Source organism: Streptomyces sp. SA15 (assembly GCF_002291145.1).
GTDB lineage: Bacteria > Actinomycetota > Actinomycetes > Streptomycetales > Streptomycetaceae > Streptomyces.
Window position 1 is genome coordinate 130,728 of the sequence record NZ_NTGE01000014.1, and the last position, 17,816, is coordinate 148,543.

15 protein-coding genes and 1 riboswitch are annotated in these 17,816 nt (G+C 69.7%); of the genes, 8 read left to right on the plus strand and 7 right to left on the minus strand.

All coding sequences use genetic code 11. From position 1 onward, the window contains the following. Positions 1–96: 96 nt before the first annotated feature. A riboswitch (cyclic di-AMP (ydaO/yuaA leader) is annotated at positions 97–277 on the plus strand. 5 nt (positions 278–282) lie between these two features. Next, entirely contained in the window at positions 283–1,029 is a 747-nt protein-coding gene (locus CLM62_RS02290; RefSeq protein ID WP_095748176.1) for a transglycosylase SLT domain-containing protein, read from the plus strand. 51 nt (positions 1,030–1,080) lie between these two features. On the opposite strand, the gene CLM62_RS02295 is transcribed toward CLM62_RS02290, so the two are convergent. The 5 genes from CLM62_RS02295 to CLM62_RS02315 form a co-directional block, all read right to left on the minus strand. Then, entirely contained in the window at positions 1,081–1,890 is an 810-nt protein-coding gene (locus CLM62_RS02295) for an HAD family hydrolase (RefSeq protein WP_095748177.1), read from the minus strand. Positions 1,891–1,983: 93 nt separating this feature from the next. After that, positions 1,984–3,012, minus strand: coding sequence for a LacI family DNA-binding transcriptional regulator (locus tag CLM62_RS02300; protein WP_095748178.1), 1,029 nt, complete (start codon positions 3,010–3,012; stop codon positions 1,984–1,986). A 57-nt stretch (positions 3,013–3,069) separates the two neighbouring features. After that, positions 3,070–3,948 (minus strand): carbohydrate ABC transporter permease, encoded by an 879-nt coding sequence (locus CLM62_RS02305; RefSeq protein ID WP_095748179.1) that lies wholly within the window; start codon positions 3,946–3,948, stop codon positions 3,070–3,072. Continuing rightward, the gene (locus CLM62_RS02310; protein ID WP_095748180.1) at positions 3,945–4,940 is read right to left on the minus strand and encodes a carbohydrate ABC transporter permease; all 996 of its coding nucleotides are present in this window, start codon (positions 4,938–4,940) and stop codon (positions 3,945–3,947) included. The genes CLM62_RS02305 and CLM62_RS02310 overlap by 4 nt, the downstream gene beginning before the upstream one ends. Further along, a complete protein-coding gene (locus tag CLM62_RS02315; protein ID WP_095748181.1) occupies positions 4,937–6,271 on the minus strand; it encodes an ABC transporter substrate-binding protein in 1,335 nt (444 codons plus the stop codon). Before CLM62_RS02315 ends, CLM62_RS02310 begins: the two co-directional genes overlap by 4 nt. Before the next feature lie 313 nt (positions 6,272–6,584). On the opposite strand from CLM62_RS02315, the gene CLM62_RS02320 reads away from it, so the two are divergent. The 4 genes from CLM62_RS02320 (at position 6,585) to CLM62_RS02335 (ending at position 11,072) form a co-directional block, all read left to right on the plus strand. Beyond that, positions 6,585–8,624: a beta-galactosidase gene (locus CLM62_RS02320; protein ID WP_095748182.1), complete on the plus strand. Its 2,040-nt coding sequence runs from the start codon at positions 6,585–6,587 to the stop codon at positions 8,622–8,624. A gap of 80 nt (positions 8,625–8,704) precedes the next feature. Next, positions 8,705–9,853, plus strand: coding sequence for an arabinogalactan endo-1,4-beta-galactosidase (locus CLM62_RS02325; RefSeq protein ID WP_095748183.1), 1,149 nt, complete (start codon positions 8,705–8,707; stop codon positions 9,851–9,853). Positions 9,854–9,988: 135 nt separating this feature from the next. Next, a complete protein-coding gene (locus CLM62_RS02330) occupies positions 9,989–10,165 on the plus strand; it encodes a DUF397 domain-containing protein (protein WP_095748184.1) in 177 nt (58 codons plus the stop codon). A 304-nt stretch (positions 10,166–10,469) separates the two neighbouring features. Beyond that, the gene (locus CLM62_RS02335; protein WP_095748185.1) at positions 10,470–11,072 is read left to right on the plus strand and encodes a hypothetical protein; all 603 of its coding nucleotides are present in this window, start codon (positions 10,470–10,472) and stop codon (positions 11,070–11,072) included. A gap of 176 nt (positions 11,073–11,248) precedes the next feature. On the opposite strand, the gene CLM62_RS02340 is transcribed toward CLM62_RS02335, so the two are convergent. Further along, positions 11,249–11,710: a carboxymuconolactone decarboxylase family protein gene (locus tag CLM62_RS02340; protein ID WP_095748186.1), complete on the minus strand. Its 462-nt coding sequence runs from the start codon at positions 11,708–11,710 to the stop codon at positions 11,249–11,251. A gap of 105 nt (positions 11,711–11,815) precedes the next feature. Here CLM62_RS02340 and CLM62_RS02345 point away from each other — a divergent pair, with 105 nt between their 5' ends. The 3 genes from CLM62_RS02345 (at position 11,816) to CLM62_RS02355 (ending at position 15,102) form a co-directional block, all read left to right on the plus strand. Next, positions 11,816–12,454: a hypothetical protein gene (locus CLM62_RS02345; RefSeq protein ID WP_257003620.1), complete on the plus strand. Its 639-nt coding sequence runs from the start codon at positions 11,816–11,818 to the stop codon at positions 12,452–12,454. 179 nt (positions 12,455–12,633) lie between these two features. After that, on the plus strand, positions 12,634–13,881 hold the full coding sequence (gene fahA, locus CLM62_RS02350) for a fumarylacetoacetase (protein WP_095748187.1): 1,248 nt from the start codon (positions 12,634–12,636) through the stop codon (positions 13,879–13,881). A gap of 282 nt (positions 13,882–14,163) precedes the next feature. Beyond that, entirely contained in the window at positions 14,164–15,102 is a 939-nt protein-coding gene (locus CLM62_RS02355; RefSeq protein WP_095748188.1) for a M56 family metallopeptidase, read from the plus strand. A 495-nt stretch (positions 15,103–15,597) separates the two neighbouring features. Here CLM62_RS02355 and recQ read toward each other — a convergent pair whose 3' ends face one another. After that, positions 15,598–17,577 carry a DNA helicase RecQ gene (gene recQ / locus CLM62_RS02360; RefSeq protein WP_095748204.1) on the minus strand — a complete coding sequence of 660 codons (1,980 nt, stop codon included), beginning with the start codon at positions 17,575–17,577 and terminating at the stop codon, positions 15,598–15,600. Positions 17,578–17,816: the final 239 nt, after the last annotated feature.

A 17,816-nucleotide genomic window follows, 5' to 3' on the forward strand; every position in this document is an offset into this window, starting at 1 on the left:
GGTGTGGTGTGCGAGTCCGCCACTTGTTCCAGGCGTGTGCTCTCGCATACGTTCCCGGCCTGTCGGGCGGACGCCGAATCCTGCCGCCGCCCGGACCAAGACTCATCGACGAAGACACTCGCACGGCAGGAGCGGGGGACCCAGGTAAGTCGCCGGGCCGGACGACACATGTCGCACCGGAGCGGCTAGGGGTGAAGTCGCATCGCCGTAAGGCGGCGCGGCCGGGCAACTCCCGCCCGAACCCGACAGCTCACCTCGTAGGCGCCGGAGAGGAACAGCGCCATGGCCGCAGGTAAGCACCGCCGCCCCCGAACCAACCCGCTCACCCGAGGCGTCATCGCCGCCGGAACCGGAACCGCCGCCCTCGCCCTCCCGCTCCTGGGCGCGACCACCGCGAGCGCCGCACAGCCGGCCAAGGCCCCCGCCGCCGCGCAGGCAGCAGCGCAGGTCAAGTCCGTCACGTACACAGCAGTCAAGGGCGACACTCTGTACGGCATCGCGGAGAAGTACGACACACCGGGCGGCTGGCAACAGCTCTACAAGGACAACCGCAAGGCCGTCGGCGACAACCCCCGGCTGATCCACGAGGGCCTCGAGCTGACGGTCAAGACGGCGAAGAAGGCCGGCACGACGGCCGACAAGGCCTCCACGCCCGCCGAGGAGTCCGGCTCCGTCACCCGCGCCACCCAGGCCTCCGCCAAGACGTACCCGAACAACCTCGACGGCTGGATCCGCCAGGCGATGGACATCATGGCGCAGGAGGGAATCCCCGGCTCGTACGAGGGCATTCACCGCAACATCCTGCGCGAGTCGTCCGGCAACCCGATGGCCATCAACAACTGGGACTCCAACGCCGCGAAGGGCACCCCCTCCAAGGGGCTCCTGCAGACCATCGACCCGACGTTCAACGCGTACCACGTGGCCGGCACGTCCTTCGACCCGTACGACCCGGTCGCGAACATCGTCGCCGCCTGCAACTACGCGGCCGACCGGTACGGCTCGATCGACAACGTCTTCGGCGCCTACTAGACGTCGCCCAGGTCGGCGGTGCTGTTCGGCTGACCGAACAGCACCGTCGGCCTACCGACGGAAGAGCCTCTCCAGGACGACCGCGATGCCGTCGTCCTCGTTCGACAGCGTGATCTCGTCGGCCACGGACTTGAGTTCGGGGTGGGCGTTGGCCATGGCGACGCCGTGGGCGGCCCAGTCGAACATGGGGATGTCGTTGGGCATGTCCCCGAAGGCGATGGTCTGCCGGGGCCCCAGCCCGAGGTGTTCCGCGGCCAGGGCCAGCCCCGTCGCCTTGGTGATGCCGCATGGCTGGAGTTCGACGGTCCCGGGGCCCGACATGGTGACCGTGGCGAGGGAACCGACCACTCCGCGCGCCGTCGCCGCCAACTCGTCGTCGGACAGGTCGGGGTGGCGCAGCAGCACCTTGCTGATGGGCTCGCGCCACAGCTCGTCGCGCCGGTCGACCCGTACGGCGGGCAGGGTCGGGTGGGGCATCAGATAGCCCGGCTCGATGAGCGTGAGGCCGTCGACGCCGTCCTGGTCGACGGCCGCGTACACCTGCCCCACCTCGGCCTCGATCTTGCCGAGCGCGGTCTCGGCCAACTCCCGGTCCAGGGTGACCGACCACAGCAGACGGTCCGCGCCGGCGTCGTACACCTGCGCGCCCTGCCCGCACACCGCGAGCCCCTCGCTGCCCAGGTCGTCGAGGAGGGGCCGCACTCTGGGCGCGGGGCGGCCCGTGACGACGAGGTGCTGGGCGCCGGCCGCCGCCACCCGCGTGAGCGCGGCGAGCGACCGGTCGGAGAGCGTGTCGTCGCCTCGGAGCAGAGTTCCGTCCAGGTCGGTGGCGATGAGTGAATATGCGATGGGTGCGGCCATGATCAGAGAATACGGATGGAACGCCCCACCGACTCGACGTGAACCGGACGGCTGTTTCCTTCACATGCGTTGACGGCTGCTCCGGTTACCCGCTCATGCGGAGTCCCGCACCACCAGTTCCGTCGGCAGTATCACCCCGGCCGTGTCCTCGCCGGCGATCTGGGTGAGCAGCATGCGGACCATCTCGGCGCTGATGCGGTCGAAGGGCTGGCGCATGGTGGTGAGGGCCGGGGTGATGGCGGTGGCCGCGGGTGAGTCGTCGAAACCGCCGACAGCGATGTCATCGGGAACCGAACGTCCGGCCTGTTGAAGGGTGTTGACGACGCCCAGCGCCATCAGGTCGGAGGCGACGAACACGGCGTCCATGTCGGGAGCCTGCTCCAGCAGGCGGCGGGCGGCCCGCTCGCCGCCGGCGCGGCGGTAGTCACCCTCCACCACCAGCGCCGGGTCGTAGGGCATCCCCGCCTCGATGAGCACATCGCGGTAGCCCGCCAGGCGGTCGGTGCCGCCCGGCGTGTCCAGCGGACCGGTGACCATGCCGATGCGGCGGCGGCCGCCGGCGATCAGATGGCGGACCATCTCCTGGGCGCCGTCGCGGTCGGCGGCCGCCACGTAGCTGACCTTGGAACCGAGGCCGAGCGGCTTGCCGCAGGCCACCAACGGGATGCCGGCGTGCCGCAGTTCGGCGGCCACCGGGTCGCCGCTGTGGCTGGAGACCAGCAGCACGCCGTCGACATGACCCGAAGTGATGTAGCGGGTCAGCCGGCGCCGGTCGTCGTCGCTGGCCGCCAGCATCAGCAGCAGCGGGACGTCGTGCTGCGCGAGGTGCTCGGTGCAGCCGCGCAGCAGCACGTTGAAGTTGGGGTCCTCGAAGAACTTCTCCTGTGGCTCCGTCAACAAGAAGGCCACCGAGTCCGAACGTCCCGTACTCAGGCTGCGGGCGTGCCGGTTGACGACGTATCCCGTCTTCCTGATGGCGGCCTCCACGGCCCGGCGGGCGGCCGGCGAGACGTAGTGGCCGCCGTTCAGGAAGCGGGAGACGGTGCCCCGCGACACGCCCGCCTCCCGCGCCACGTCGTGGATGGTGGGCGGCTTGCGGCGTCCGTTCGCGCTGGTGGTCATGTTCCTCGTTCGGGGCGGGTGCTTTTCACATGAGGCCGTTCACATGAGGCCGTGCGCTCAGGACTTGATCGAGCCGCTCAGCAGATCCAGGGACCAGAAGCGCTGGATCACCAGGAAGAGCGCGATCAGCGGGACGATCGCCAGCAGACATCCGGTGATGACCAGGGTGTAGAGGGCGGGCTGCGAGGCGCCCTGCGCGAGCAGCGTGTAGAGCCCGAGGGTGAGCGGGAACTTGGTGTCGTCGGCCAGCATCACGTACGGCAGCAGGAAGTTGTTCCAGATGGCGACGAACTGGAACAGGAACACCGTGATCAGGCCCGGCATCATCATCGGCACCGCGATCCGGGAGAAGATCCGCCACTCGCTCGCGCCGTCCATGCGGGCGGCCTCCATGAGCTCGGCGGGCACCGAGGCGGCCGCGTAGATGCGGACCAGGTAGACGCCGTACGGGGAGAGGATGGACGGCAGCAGCATCGACCAGTACGAGTCGGCCATGCCCATCTTCGACAGCAGCAGGTACTGGGGGACGGCCAGCACGATGCTCGGCACCAGGACGCCGGCCAGGATCATCTTGAAGATGAACTCCCGCCCGCGGAAGGCGAACCGGCCCAGCGCGTAGCCGCCGGCGGCCGATACCGCGGCGGACAGGATGGCGCCGAGGCCCGCGTAGAAGGCGGAGTTGGCCATCCACTGCCAGTAGATGCCGTCCCGGTAGGAGGTCAGGTCGCTCAGGTTGCCGAAGAAGCCGGTGCCGGGGGCGAAGCTGAAGGTGGAGAACAGCTCGGACCGGTCCTTGGTCGCCGCGATGATCACCCAGGCGATGGGGACCAGGCAGTACAGCGCGCCGAGGATCAGCACGAGGGTGGGGACCCAGGCGGTGCGCCGGGCGCGGCCGGCCTTGCCGGTGGCGTCGGCGGTGAGGGTGAGGGGGGTCATGCCCGGTCCTCCCGGGTGTAGCGGTCGGAGATGCGCAGCAGGGTGAAGGAGAGGACGAACGTGGCCAGGGCCAGGACGACCGCGGTGGCGGAGGCGCCGTAGATGTCGGACTTCAGGAAGGCGCTGTCGTAGATGGCCATCAGCGGGCTCCACGTGCTCTGCAGGTTGTTCGTGAGCGGCTTCAGGGCCATGGGCTCGGTGAAGACCTGCAGGGTGGCGATCACCGAGAAGAAGAAGGTGAGCACCAGCGAGGGCGTGACGATCGGGATCTTGATCCGCAGGGCGATCTTGAGGTTGGACGCCCCGTCGATCCGGGCCGCCTCGTAGATCTCCTGCGGGATCGCCCTCAGCGCGGTGTAGATGACGATCATGTTGAAGCCGGTGCCGCCCCAGACCGCGATGTTCGCGAAGGAGAGGTAGAGGTTGCCGCCGTTGAAGAGGTCCGGCTGCGGGAGGCCGAACTTGTCCAGCAGGTAGTAGAAGGGGCTGACGGTCGGCAGGTAGAGGAAGCCCCACATCAGGGCGGCGATGATGCTCGGCACGGCATACGGCAGGAAGATCGCCAGCCGTGCGAAGGGCGCGCTGCGCGCCTTGGGGGTGTCCAGCATGAGCGCGAAGACCAGCGCCAGGCCCAGCATGGTCGGGATGACGATGAGGCCGTAGCCGAAGGCGCGCAGCACGCTGTGGCCGAACTCGGAGTCGTGGAGTACGGCGGTGTAGTTGCCGAAGCCGTTCCAGACCTCTTCTCGGGCGCCCTTGCCGAGTCCGATGCCCTTGACCTTGACCTTGTGCAGGCTGAGCCAGATCGCGTACCCGATGGGAATCAGGGTGAAGGCGGCGAACAGGACCAGGGTCGGCACCAGGAACCAGTACGGTGCGCTGCCGCCTCGGCGGCGGGCGCGGCTGGGGCGGACGGACTTGGCGGTGCCGGTGCCGTCCGCCAAGGGCCCGACCACGGTACGGTCGGCGCCCTTGAGCGGAGTGCTGGTCATGCCTCGGTCACCTCGAAGCCCTGCTTGTCCATGTCGTCGAAGGTCTTCGACTGCATGGTGCTGAGGGCGGAGAGGAACTGGGCCTCCTTCTTGGCCTTGGTGGCCTTGCCGAAGCCGTCCTGGAAGGCGGTGTAGGCGGTCTGGACGTTCGGACCCCAGGCGGAGGGGGCGGTGGTCTCGGCGATCTCGGCTGCCGTGGCGTAGAAGTCCTTCTGGTTGGAGAAGAACTCGGGCGTCGTCAGGATGTCGCCGGACTGGCCCTTCGTGGCGGCCGGGTAGACGGCCGGGTACTTCACCAGGGCGGCCAGCGCCTCCGGGTCGGTGTTGATCCAGCGGACGAACTTGGCGGCGGCCTCGGCGTGCTTGGAGTCGCTGGAGACACCTGTGGACGAACCGCCCCAGCTGCCGGTGACGTTGTCGCCCGACTTCCACTGCGGCAGCGGGGCCATGCGCCACTTGCCCTGGGTGTCGGGCGCGGAGGCGATCAGCACGCCCGGCGCCCAGACCGCGGAGACCCAGGCCAGGTGGGTGCCCTTGTTCAGGGCGTTGTTCCAAGCCGGGGTGTACATCGGCTGGTTGTCGATGACGCCCTCCTGCACCAGGCCGCCCCAGAACTCGGCGACCTGCTTGGTGCCGGCGTCGTCGATGCCCACGGTCCACTTGCCGCTGCCGTCGACGGTCCACCACTTGCCGCCGGCCTGCTGGGCGAGGCCCGCGAACAGGCCCGGGTCGTTGGAGGAGAAGGTGGTCAGGTAGGCGTCCGGGACGGCCTTCTTGGCGGCGCGGGCGACCTCCGCGAACTCCGTCCACGTCTTGGGGACGCTGAGTCCGTGCTCCTTGAACAGGTCCTCGCGGTAGTAGAACATCAGCGGCGCGGAGTCCTGCGGCACGCCGTAGACGGCGTCGGTGCCGAGCGTGACCATCTCCCACAGGCCTTCGGAGAACTCGGACTTGGCGTCGCCGACGTACTTCGAGATGTCCGCGAGGACGTCGTTGGAGACCAGGGTCGGCAGGGACTGGTACTCGACCTGGATGAGGTCGGGCGCGTTGCCGGCCTTCTTCGCGGTGATCAGCTTGGAGACGATCTCACCGCCGCTGGCCTGCTTCGAGACGGTGACCGTGATGTCCGGGTTCTTCTTGTTCCAGATCGCGGCGACCTTCTCCATGTTGGGCGCCCACGACCAGTAGGTCAGCTTGACCGGGCCGCTGCTCTCGCCGGAGTCGTCGTCGGAACCGCCGCAGGCGGCGAGGGTGCTGGTGAGGCCGAGGGCTGCGGCCCCGGCGAGAATGCTGCGCCTGCTGATCTGGCGGCGGTGGATCGACATCTTCATCTCCCCTGACTTGAACGAGCCGACCTCGTCAACGTCCCGCGTACGCGGCAACCGCCGTGGGGGGAGGTTCTGCGGACGTGACCGAGGGGCTGTGCGCGAGGGCCGCGCGGCTCTGTGATCGTGCACAGTAGAGAATTGTTTCGGCCCCTTGTCAATGGCGGGAGGCTGGGGTTACCTACTTGTTGCTCATGGATGTCGGCGGCATCCCGTACTGTGCACGATCACAGAAAGCGACGTCATCTTCGCCGTCATCTTCGCCGTCATCCTCGCCGTCATCCTCGCCGTCACCATTGCCATCCCCGGGAGCCACCGCATGCCCTCCGCCGCCCCGCCCGACCGCCTGCCACTCGCCTTCGGGGGCGACTACAACCCCGAGCAGTGGCCGCAGGAGGTGTGGGAGGAGGACGTACGGCTGATGCGCGAGGCCGGTGTGACGCTGGTCTCGCTCGGCATCTTCGCCTGGTCCCGGATCGAACCGCGGCCCGGCGAGTACGACTTCGAGTGGCTCGACCGGATCATCGGGATGCTCTACGAGGCCGGCATCAACGTCGACCTCGCGACCCCGACCGTCGTACCGCCCGCCTGGTTCTACCGGGCGCATCCCGAGGCGCTGCCGGTGACCCGGGAGGGCGTGCGGCTGGCGTTCGGCTCACGTGGGGCGATCTGCCACTCCAATCCGGACTACCGGGCGGCCGCGGCGGAGATCACTTCGCGGATCGCCTCGCGTTACGGCGGCCATCCGGCCGTGGTGCTGTGGCACGTCCACAACGAGTACGGCGCTCCGGTCCTCGGCTGCTACTGCGACACCTGCGCCGCCGCCTTCCGGATCTGGCTGCAGGACCGTTACGGCACGCTCGGGGCCCTCAACCAGGCCTGGGGCACCGCCTTCTGGGGCCAGCTCTACGGCGACTGGGAGGAGATCGGGGTGCCCCGGGCCACGCCGACGGTGGGCAACCCTGCCCAGCAGCTGGACTTTCAGCGGTTCGCGGACTCCCAGGCACGCGCCAACTTCGTCGCCGAGCGGGACATCCTGCACCGCCTCTCCCCCGGCGTGCCCGTGACCACCAACTTCATGGTCGCGCCGAGTCAGTGCTCCTCGGTCGACTACTGGGCGTGGGCCCGCGAGGTCGACCTCGTCACCAACGACCACTACCTGATCACCGACGGCCGCCGCACCCACGTCAACCTCGCCCTCGCCGCCGACCTCACCCGCTCGGTCGCGGGCGGCGCCCCCTGGCTGCTGCTCGAACACTCCACGTCCGGCATCAACTGGCAGCCGCGCAACCCGGCCAAGGCGCCGGGTCAGATGGCCCGCAACTCCCTCGGCCATGTCGCCCGCGGCTCCGAGGGCGCGATGTTCTTCCAGTGGCGGCAGTCCCAGCGGGGTGCGGAGAAGTTCCACTCGTCGATGCTGCCGCATGCGGGGATCCAGACCCGGGTCTGGCGGGAGGTCACCGATCTGGGCCGCCGCGTCGCCGACCTGGCGGACCTGCGCGGAACGCGCACACGCGCCGACGTCGCCATGGTCTGGTCCTGGGACTCCTGGTGGGCGCAGGGCCTTCAGTGGCGGCCGAGCGAGGATCTGGACGCGCGGGAGCGGCTCGACGCGTTCTACGAGGCGCTGTACGACCGGCACCTGACGGTCGACTTCGTGCCGCCGGCCGGGCTGTCGGGACTGGACCCCGCGCGCTACCCGCTGCTCGTCGTCCCCCAGTTGTACTCGGCGCCCGCCTCCATCACCGCCGACCTGGAGAGGTACGTCTCACGCGGCGGCACCCTGCTGGTCTCCTTCTTCTCCGGCATCGTCGACGAGCACGACGCCGTGCATCCCGGGGCGTACCCGGGCGCGCTGCGGGACGTGCTAGGGCTGACCGTCGAGGAGTTCGACCCGCTGCTGCCGGGCGAGACCGTCACCGTACGCATGGCAGAGGGCAGCCTGGCGCGCCTCTGTCCGGACGGCACGTCGGACGGCCGGGAACTTCGGGCCGATGTGTGGTCCGAGTACGTCGTCCCCGGCGACGGCTGCGAGACGGTCGCCGTGTTCGCCGACGGCCGTACGGCGGGACGGCCCGCGCTCACCCGGCGCGCGCTGGGCGACGGAGCGGCCTGGTACCTCGCGACCCGGCTGACCGGCGCCGATCTGGCGGCGGTGGTGGATCTCGCGCTCACGGATGCGGGCGTCACGCTTGCCGATCTTCCGCGCGACGTTGAACTCGTCGTACGGGAGGGCGAGTCGGGGGTCTTCCGGTTGGCCGTGAATCACACCGACGCCGAGGTGAAGGTGGTGCTGCCGGACGGGAGTCGGGCGGCGGTGCCGGCGGGGGCGGTCGAGGTGTTCCGCGAGCCGCGCTGAGCGTTCATCCAGCGGCGCCTTCCCCCTTTTTCACGCGTTTTGTTCTTCCTCTGTGGCTTTCACTGTGAAGGGACCCTGAAATGCGCAGACGTAGTGTTCTCACCGCTGCCGGAGCCGCCGCACTGGCGGTTCCCGTCCTGGGCGCGGCCCCGGCCATCGCGAGCACCCCCGCCCCGGCGGCGGGCAGTCGCCGTCGCCTGGAGATCCGCGGCATGGACATCTCCTCGCTGCCGAAGAACGAGGACAACGGTGCCGTGTACCGGCGCGCGGACGGCCGCCGCGACGACCCGATCCGCATCCTCGCGCACGCGGGCATCACCCACGCCCGCCTGAAGGTCTGGGTCGACCCGGTCGACGGCTACAACAACAAGAAGCGCATACTCCCGCTGGCCCGCCGCCTGAAGCGGGCCGGCATCGGCATCTGGATCGACTTCCACTACTCCGACCGGTGGGCCGACCCGGCGCACCAGACCAAGCCGGCCGCCTGGGCCGACCTGGACGTGGCGGGCCTGACCCGGGCCGTCTACGACCACACCGCCGACGTCCTCGGCGCACTCCGGCGTCAGGGCACCCCGGCCGACCTGGTGCAGATCGGCAACGAGCTCAACGGCGGCATGATCTGGCCCGAGGGCAACTGGGAGCACTGGGACAACCTCGCCGCCTTCCTCAAGGCAGGCCTGCGCGCGGCCCGCGACACCACCCCACGCATCCGCACGATCCTCCACCTGGCCAACGGCGGCGACAACGGGCTGTACCGGTGGTGGTTCGACAACGCGGTTTCCTACGGTGTCGACTTCGACATCATCGGCCTCTCCTACTACCCCTTCTGGCACGGCACGGTGGAGCAGGCCGCCGCCAACATGGCCGACATCACGGCCCGTTACGGCAAGCCGTGCGTGATCGCCGAGACCGCGTACCCGTTCACGCTGGAGAGCGAGGACGACATCAACGACATCATGAACAGCCCCTCGCAGCTCACGCCCGGCTATCCCGCCACACCCGAGGGCCAGGCGGCGTGGCTGCGCGCGGTGGCCGACCTCGCCGCCGCCGTGCCGGACGGCCAGGGCCTGGGCCACTGCTACTGGGAAGGCGTGTGGACCTACCGCACCGGCAGCGGCTGGGACCCGGCCGACCCGACGTCGGGCAACGCCTGGGAGAACCTCGCGCTGTTCGACTTCGAGGACAAGGCGCTGCCGGGGTTGAGGACGTTGGGCCGGTACCGGTCGTAGTACCTGGTCGCGCGGCTGGGAGCCGACGCCCCCTGGTGTAGCGGGCTACACCAGGGATGCGGCAGTCGGCTCCCTCGTGGGGCCGGGCGGGCGACGGGATCGTGGAGGCACAGACCTCAACGAAGGGACCATCCAGTGCCCAGCTACAGCGACGGTACCGACGGCGACAGCTGTGTCGAGACAGCAACCACCCCGGACACCATCCACATCCGCGACTCCAAGATCCCCGCGGGCCCCCGCTTCCACGTCACCCCTTCCACGTGGGCGCACTTCGTGTCGTACGCAACGGACAACGGGCGCCTGTCTTCCTGAGCAGCATGACTCGTCGCCGTGATGCGGCTCGGGAGGGGTCCCGCAGGGAGGGCCGTACGGTCGACGCTGTCCTTGTGGCGAGAGGACCGAACGGGACCGAACGGGACCAAAGGAGCTCATCATGGCTGAGGTTGAGCGGGGGATGACCTCCCAACAGGTCCTTGATCTCCTGGGCCCGCCCCTGAAGCGGATGACCATCGACGAAGTCCTGGGAGGCCGCCCTTGGGGAGGGATCACGAGCCGCGAGGGGCCCCTGGCCCGACTGCGTGCACGGCTCGGAGGACGACCACGCACAGGGCGAGGCATGCGCCTGCCCGACACGGAGTGGTGGTACTACAAGCACGTCCCAGAACAGGGCATGGACACCTCGATCGCCTTCGAGGGCGGGATGGTCATAGACGTGCAAACGCGAACACTTGAGCCGCCCGGCCCCGCGAGCGCACGCCATGGGTGGGCGCGGGAGTTGATCATCCGCCACCTCGACCGTGTGGTTAAGGACCAGCCCGGCCTCATGACGGGTGTCGCCTACCGTGAGATGACCAGCCCACCGGTGCTCGACTTCGTGCTCAACGCCGATGCCTACCCGTCGCCGGACGGGCAGATCACCTGCCGTACCCAGCAGTTCGGGCAGGTGGGCGTGCTCGTTACCCTGCTGGACCTCGTCGAGCCGGCCCGGATCCGGGAACTGATGCCCGGGGGCTACATGCCCCAACTCGACCGCCTGCTCCGTGCATCCGCCATCCGCCTCGGCGAGGTGGATGTGGCCCACTGGATTCTGTGCCGGGACCATGACGGCCGCTCGGTGGTGCACTTGGCCTATGTGCCCGCATCCCAGGGCATCACGGCCCTGATGCCCTGGGATCTGCTCTCCGCCGAAGAGCAAGGCCGCGGGTTCAAGACCAGTTAAGGCAGGCACCGTACAGGAAGCGTCTGGCCGCAATCCTGGGGGACGCCAAGGCCGAGCGGGGGCGGTGACGTCCTGTCCCCTGGCCGCCGAGATCGCCCACCTCCGCGCCACCGACGGCTGCCCCTGAGGCTCACGGCCGAAGACAGAGCCAGCGGAGGGAGATGAGCGCCCGGCGGTCACCCCCAGGTCGTCCCCGCCGGCTCCCTGATGGTGGTGTTGATGCGGTTGAACATGTTGGTGAGGGCGATAGTGAGGATGAGCGCCGACACTTCCTTCTCGTCGAAGTGGTCGGCGATCTCGTCCCACAGCGCGTCCGGTACGGACTCGTGCGAACGGTCCGCAAGGCGGGTGACCGACTCGGTCAGCTGCAGCGCGGCCCGCTCGGCGTCGGAGAAGTAGGGGGCCTCCCGCCAGGCGGCGACGGACGCGATGCGCTCCTCGCTCGCACCGGCCTTGCGCAGGTTCACGACGTGGCCGTGCACGCAGGCGCTGCATCCGTTGATCTGGCTGGTACGCAACCCGACGATCTCCGCCACCTCCTGCGACAGGCCTCCCTCGCCGATCCCCTGGATGAGGGTGCCGATGCCCTTCACGGCGCCGGGAAGGACGTACGCCGGGTTCTTCATCCGAGCCTGCATGGTGATGCCTCCTGTGTCAGTGCTGAGCAGGTGAGTGAGAAGCTGGCGCTTCGTTTTCGCTTTCACTTTCGCTTTCACTGCACTGACGGAGCGGGGGCAGCTGTTGTGACAGACCGGCCGGAAGAATCTCCGGGACTTCTTCAGGCGCATCTGCGGGAGGCCGCCGCCGGCATCCTGGAACGCTTCCCCGAGGCGTCGAGACCCGAGATCTACGCCCTCTCTTTCAACATCTGGCGCATCGATTACGACGACCGCCGCCCGTACGTCGCCATCGGTTACAACACCGAGAGCCAGTACGAGCGGGAGAGGTGCCCGGAGGACCCCGGCGAGGCCCGCTGGAACTACGCCTGCTGGCTCCTCGACGGTTTCGAGACCCTCGGCAACGTCCCCGAGGACCCGGTCGGCGGCCCGCTGTACGTCGAGGAGATCAAACGGCTCGGCCTCTGGTACGACGTCGAAGACGCGGAGGTGGGTGCGGAGGTGGGCGGTGCGGAGGTGGGGGCGGACGACGTGATCGACGCCCAGCGCGACCTCCTCAACCTCCACTTCGCCGACCACTGCGTCGGCCTCGCGCGCCATCTGCACGACAGCGGTCGTATCGAGAACCTCTTCGGCCGCCCCCTGCCGGTCGTGGTCTTCGACATGGACTGCCCCGGATGGGAGATCGAGGCCACCGAGGCGGCCAACCCGCCCGAACTGATCGAGGACTTCCTGACCTGGCAGCGGGCGGCCGAGGAGGCGTGAACGGACGTTCGCCGACGCGGACCCCCGCCGACTGCGTGCCCCGCGTCCGTCCCGCGGAACGCCCGGGCCGCACTCAGCCGTGCGCCGCCGGGGAACTCTGCCCAAGACAGGCAACTCAGCCGTAACGTGTGGCCCGACCACATGGAACGCACGGTATGCGCGAGAGTGAGGCAGCACCCATGCCCCCCTTCGATGTCCCCGAGGGCGACCCCTTCGGCCCGCACAACCTTCCGTACGGGGTCTTCTCCCTCCCCGGATCCACCGATCCCACCGGATCGGCCGGCTCCGGCGGTCCCGTCGAGCGGCGGGTCGGCGTCCGGCTCGGCGACCACGTCCTCGACGCGGGCGCGGCGGCGGCCGCCCTCGGCTCCCCGTACGTCTCCCTGCTCGCGCGACCCTCCCTGAACCCGCTCCTCGCCGCGGGCCGCACCGCCTGGTCCGACGTACGGCGCGCACTGACCGCATGGGTGACGGTCCCCTCCCACCGGCAGACCATCGAGCCCCTCTTCCACCCTCTCTCCGCCGTCACCCTGCACCTCCCCTTCGAGGTCGCGGACTACGTCGACTTCTACGCCTCCGAGAACCACGCCCGGAACGTCGGCCAGATCTTCCGCCCGGACGCGGCCGACTCCCTGACCCCCAACTGGAAGCACCTTCCGATCGGTTACCACGGCCGCTCCGGCACCGTGGTGGTCTCGGGCACGGACGTCGTACGGCCGTCGGGGCAGCGGAAGGCCGCTTCCGACCCGGCGCCCGTCTTCGGGCCTTCCGTCCGCCTGGACATCGAGGCCGAGGTCGGCTTCGTGGTCGGGACCCCCTCGGCGATGGGGAATCCGGTGCCACTCACCGACTTCCACGACCACGTCTTCGGCCTCTGCCTCCTCAACGACTGGTCCGCCCGCGACATCCAGGCCTGGGAGTACGTCCCCCTCGGCCCCTTCCTCGGCAAGTCCTTCGCCACGTCCGTCTCCGCGTGGATCACCCCGCTGGACGCCCTGGAGGAGGCGCGGGTGACTCCGCCGTCGCGGACGCATGAACTGCTGCCGTACCTGGACGACGCCGAGGAAGAACCCGGCGGCTACGACCTGCGCATCTCGGTGGCCATCAACGGCCATGTCGTGTCCGAGCCCCCCTTCTCCACCATGTACTGGACCGCCGCCCAGCAACTCGCCCACATGACCGTCAACGGCGCCTCCCTGCGCACCGGCGACCTGTACGGCTCCGGCACGGTGAGCGGCCCGACGGAACGGGAACGCGGTTCGCTCCTCGAACTGACCTGGAACGGCCGCGACCCACTCGAACTCCCCGACGGCAAGCGGACGTTCCTGGAGGACGGCGACGAGGTGACGCTGTCGGCCTGGGCCCCGGGGCCGGACGGGGCCCGAGTCGGGTTGGGCGAGGTCAGGGGGCGGGTGGTGGCGGGATGAGGTCGGGATGAGGGCTGGGGCCCACCGGGCTGAACAGCCGTTCACCCAGCCCCAGTCGAAGCACCGAAACTCTGGCCGGTACTAACACCCACGTCACCACGCACCACACTGGCCGGCTTCCGACACCTGCCGTGTGCCGCCCGCCGCCGTCATACTGGGGGCGGGCGGCACCGCGCGGTACGGCGACGGACCCGCCGCCCCGCACCACCCCACCTGTGCACGCCCGTGCACCCCTTGCACCCGTAGTCGCCCTTCTTCCGACCAGGATCCGGAGCCCGTGGCATGACTGTCTGCCTGCTCCTGCTGAGCGCCGTCGCCCTGACGGCCGCCGTGCCGGTCCCGCGCGCGCTGACCCGGGCCGCGTGGCCCGAACGGGATCCCGTGGTCGCGCTGTGGGTGTGGCAGTGCCTGGTCGCCACCGTCCTGCTGTGCTGTCTGACGGCCCTCGTGCTGGGCACCGCGGCCGTCTTCCACACCGTCCGCGACCACGTCTTTGCCCCGGCGCCGCCGGGCGTGACCGCCGCGTACGACCTCTCCGCCGCCCCGATCTGGGCCGCCGGCCTCACCCTGTTGCTGGCCTGCGGGGCCGCCTGGACGACCGCGATGCTCGCCCGTGAGCTCGTCGAGGCACGCCGACGCCGTGGCCAGGCCCGCGCCCACCTGCGCGAACGCGCCCCCGACCTGCCGGCCGGCCTGCCCGCCGCGCGCGGGCCCCTGCTGGTGCTGGAGGACGAGTACCCCGACGCCTGGTGGATGCCCGGCAACCCGCCGCAGCTGATCGTCACCACCGGCGCCCTGCACCGCCTCACCGACCACCAACTCGACGCGGTCCTCACCCATGAACGCGGCCACGCCCGCGCTCGCCACGACTGGCTGCTCCACCTCTCCACTGCCCTGGCCACCGGCTTCCCCCGTATCCCGCTCTTCGCCCATTTCTGCGACCAGACCCACCGCCTGGTCGAACTCGCCGCCGACGACACGGCCTCCCGCCGCTGCGGCCACCTGACCACGGCGTTGGCCCTGATCGAACTGAACCAACACCGAGGCGTCCTCTCCTGCGCCTCGACCCACCGCCTCCTGGGCGAACGCGTCGACCGCCTCCTGGAACCCCGCCCCCGCCTGGGCCGCAGGCACCGAGCCCTGACGACGACGGTGGCAGCGCTGATCCCGCTCCTGCCCCTACTGATCACCTTCGCACCGGGCCTCACGGCGCTGTCGTAACCACGACCGCCACGATCCGCGGCGGGCAGCCGACGCCGTGAGGCGGTGCGCATCGCCGCCGCCCGACCGTCAGGCGCGCCCGACCGTCAGGCGCGCCCGACCGTCAGGCGCGCCCGGCCGTCAGGCGGCGGGCCGACCGCTGCCCCGCCTAGCCGTGAAGCTGCGGGCAGCCGCACCAGCCCAGCCGTGAGGCCGCAGGCAGCCGCACCAGCCCAGCCGCAGGCAGTCGCACCGCCCACCTGGGACAAGTCGTACCTGCTCAGCCGCCCTGGCCAGCCGCGGGCACGCGCACGCGCCCAGCTGCGGCCAGCCGACGCCGTCAGGCTGCGGGCAGTCGTGCCTCCCCCAGTGCCTTAAGGGTTCCTTAAGGCACTGGGGGGACCTGCATGGGCGGCTCCCGACCCACAGAAGGCGGCACCCCGACAGCGCCGGGCCGCGCGACCCACCCCCGCCCAGCACCAGCACCAGCACCAGGCGCGCATCAGCCAATGGCACCTATATCCAGCCGTCGTCCGGCTCCGGCCCCGGCTCCGCATCCATCTCTGGCCAGTCGTCCGACCCGGTGCCGGGATCAGCCGAAACCGCACCCGACGACCCGCCCAGCCCGGCCAACACCCCGATCACGCCTTCACCGTAAGTCGCCAGCTTCTTCTCCCCCACCCCGCTGACACCGCCCAGTTGGGAAACCGACGTCGGCCAAACCGTCACGATCTCCCGCAGCGTCGCGTCATGGAAGATGACATACGCCGGTACCCCCTGCTCCCGCGCCTGCTCGGCCCGCCAGGCCCGCAACGCATCGAAGGCGGGAAGCAATGCCTCGGGCAGCTCGGCCACGGCCGTCTTGGCCTTGCGCTCACCCTTTCCGGAGGACCCGGCCGACCGCGAGGTCACCGCCTTCTTCGGCTCCTTCCGCAGCGGCACCTCCCGCTCCCGCCGCAGCACCGACCCACTCGCCTCCGTCAGCACCAACGTGCCGTACTCCCCCTCGACCGCGAGCAGTCCCTGCGCCAGCAACTGCCGTACGACACCACGCCACTCGCCCTCGGTCAGCTCCTCGCCAATACCGAACACGGACAACTGATCGTGATCGAACTGGATCACCTTGGCCGTCCGCTTCCCCAGCAGGATGTCGACGATCTGCACCGCACCGAACTTCTGCCCCCGCTCCCGCTGCAACCGCACCACCGTCGACAGCACCTTCTGCGCCGCGATCGTGCCGTCCCAGGTCTCCGGCGGGGTGAGACAGGTGTCGCAGTTGCCGCAGCCCGCCGGGGCGGGGTCCTGGCCGAAGTAGGCGAGGAGCTGCCCACGCCGGCACTGGGCCGTCTCGCACAGCGCCAGCATCGAATCCAGGTGAGCCGCGGCCCGCCTACGGAACGCCTCGTCGCCCTCGCCCAACTGGATCAGCTTGCGCTGCTGTATGACGTCGTTCAGCCCGTATGCCATCCATGCCGTCGACGGCAGTCCGTCCCGGCCGGCGCGGCCCGTCTCCTGGTAGTAGCCCTCCACCGACTTGGGCAGGTCGAGGTGGGCGACGAAGCGGACGTCCGGCTTGTCGATGCCCATGCCGAAGGCGATGGTCGCCACCACTACCAGACCGTCCTCCCGCAGGAACCGGGACTGGTGGGCCGCGCGGGTCCCCGCGTCCAGGCCGGCGTGGTACGGCACCGCCTCGATGCCGTTGCGCGAGAGGAACTCCGCCGTCGAGTCCACCGACTTGCGCGAGAGGCAGTACACGATGCCCGCGTCACCCGCGTGCTCCTCGCGCAGGAAGCCCAGCAGCTGCTTCTTCGGGTCGGCCTTCGGCACGATCCGGTACTGGATGTTGGGCCGGTCGAAGCTGGCCACGAAATGGCGGGCCTGAGGCATGTGCAGCCGCTGGGTGATCTCCTCGTGCGTCGCACGCGTGGCCGTCGCCGTCAGCGCGATCCGCGGCACGTCCGGCCAGCGCTCGCCGAGAAGCGACAGCGCCAGATAGTCGGGGCGGAAGTCGTGGCCCCACTGGGACACGCAGTGCGCCTCGTCGATGGCGAAGACCGCGATCTTGCCGCGCGAGAGGAGATCCAGCGTCGAGTCGAGCCGCAGCCGCTCCGGCGCCAGATAGAGCAGGTCCAGCTCGCCGGCCAGGTACTCGGCCTCCACCGTCCGACGTTCGTCGAAGTCCTGCGTGGAGTTCATGAACCCGGCGCGCACGCCGAGCGCCCGCAGGGCGTCCACCTGGTCCTGCATCAGGGCGATCAGCGGCGAGACCACGATCCCCGTACCGGGTCTGACCAGGGAGGGGATCTGGTAGCACAGCGACTTGCCCCCGCCGGTCGGCATGAGGACGACGGCGTCCCCGCCGGCCACCACATGCTCGATGACCTCTTCCTGCGCATCGCGGAAGGTCTCGTACCCGAAGACGCGGTGCAGTGTGGCCAGCGCCTCGCTCTCGATCGTCCCTGGCATCTCCCTGATACCGCCCATCCCACCCATCGTCATGTCCCCCGTACGTCGTCCCTCGACCACTGCCTCCACGATAGGGGCCAGGACCGACAGCCCCGGAGTTATCCACAGGCTGGTCGATGGCGTTCTGTGGTCATTCGATTAGTACTCCAGCAGCGGTTCGTGTCCTGAGCTGGTGGTTGTCGTTGTTTTGGTATGGAGGGGATGGCTGAAGTCAGTTGCTGGGCCGCTGAGTTGGAGTCGGTGTTCGGGCGGGTGGCGGGCAGGTT

What these genes read in the sequence shown, in the direction of transcription:
- CLM62_RS02290 (WP_095748176.1), top strand. Translation starts at nt 283, where the DNA reads ATGGCCGCAGGTAAGCACCGCCGCCCCCGAACCAACCCGCTCACCCGA.
- CLM62_RS02295 (WP_095748177.1), bottom strand. Translation starts at nt 1,890, where the DNA reads ATGGCCGCACCCATCGCATATTCACTCATCGCCACCGACCTGGACGGA.
- CLM62_RS02300 (WP_095748178.1), bottom strand. Translation starts at nt 3,012, where the DNA reads ATGACCACCAGCGCGAACGGACGCCGCAAGCCGCCCACCATCCACGAC.
- CLM62_RS02305 (WP_095748179.1), bottom strand. Translation starts at nt 3,948, where the DNA reads ATGACCCCCCTCACCCTCACCGCCGACGCCACCGGCAAGGCCGGCCGC.
- CLM62_RS02310 (WP_095748180.1), bottom strand. Translation starts at nt 4,940, where the DNA reads ATGACCAGCACTCCGCTCAAGGGCGCCGACCGTACCGTGGTCGGGCCC.
- CLM62_RS02315 (WP_095748181.1), bottom strand. Translation starts at nt 6,271, where the DNA reads ATGAAGATGTCGATCCACCGCCGCCAGATCAGCAGGCGCAGCATTCTC.
- CLM62_RS02320 (WP_095748182.1), top strand. Translation starts at nt 6,585, where the DNA reads ATGCCCTCCGCCGCCCCGCCCGACCGCCTGCCACTCGCCTTCGGGGGC.
- CLM62_RS02325 (WP_095748183.1), top strand. Translation starts at nt 8,705, where the DNA reads ATGCGCAGACGTAGTGTTCTCACCGCTGCCGGAGCCGCCGCACTGGCG.
- CLM62_RS02335 (WP_095748185.1), top strand. Translation starts at nt 10,470, where the DNA reads ATGCGCCTGCCCGACACGGAGTGGTGGTACTACAAGCACGTCCCAGAA.
- CLM62_RS02340 (WP_095748186.1), bottom strand. Translation starts at nt 11,710, where the DNA reads ATGCAGGCTCGGATGAAGAACCCGGCGTACGTCCTTCCCGGCGCCGTG.
- fahA (WP_095748187.1), top strand. Translation starts at nt 12,634, where the DNA reads ATGCCCCCCTTCGATGTCCCCGAGGGCGACCCCTTCGGCCCGCACAAC.
- CLM62_RS02355 (WP_095748188.1), top strand. Translation starts at nt 14,164, where the DNA reads ATGACTGTCTGCCTGCTCCTGCTGAGCGCCGTCGCCCTGACGGCCGCC.
- recQ (WP_095748204.1), bottom strand. Translation starts at nt 17,577, where the DNA reads ATGGGTGGGATGGGCGGTATCAGGGAGATGCCAGGGACGATCGAGAGC.